Source organism: Chitinophaga qingshengii, from assembly GCF_014529935.1.
GTDB lineage: Bacteria > Bacteroidota > Bacteroidia > Chitinophagales > Chitinophagaceae > Chitinophaga > Chitinophaga qingshengii.
The window spans coordinates 1-435 of the sequence record NZ_JACVFC010000016.1; the positions used below are offsets into that span (position 1 = coordinate 1).

Here is a 435-nt window from a genome sequence, read left to right on the forward strand (position 1 = left end):
CTGCCTGTTTGCCGCTGCTCTGTTACGTCGTGGACGTTTACTTCTCAGGTTAAGGCCTTCTTCTTTGTATACGCGGTAGGTTCTTTTATGATTGTCCTTAAAACCCTCTCGTCGAAGCAATATATGAATCCGTTGGTGCCCGTATCGGACCCGTACCTGCGCAATATCCCTGATGCGTTGTCGTAACAGACCATCCTCCCGCCTATGTGCCTTGTAGTAGAAGGATGACGAATATAACATCATTACACGACAGCATTGACGCAGGGAGACCTTGTAATCCCTGTTTAAATCAATAGCCAGTGCACGTTTCTGCACTGGCTTTAAAGCTTTTTTTTAAGCACATCCTGGAGCATTTGCTTATCTAAACTCAGTTCCGCTACGATCTGTTTTAACTTACTATTCTCTTCCTTCAACTGGCGTAGTTCACGCAACTCT

General features: G+C 45.3%; 2 pseudogenes. Both read right to left on the bottom strand.

What is annotated here, in order from left to right:
- Positions 1-165: pseudogene (locus ICL07_RS32855) on the bottom strand (IS3 family transposase); the annotation flags it as partial.
- Positions 166-296: 131 nt separating this feature from the next.
- Positions 297-435, bottom strand: a pseudogene (locus tag ICL07_RS32860) (IS3 family transposase); the annotation flags it as partial.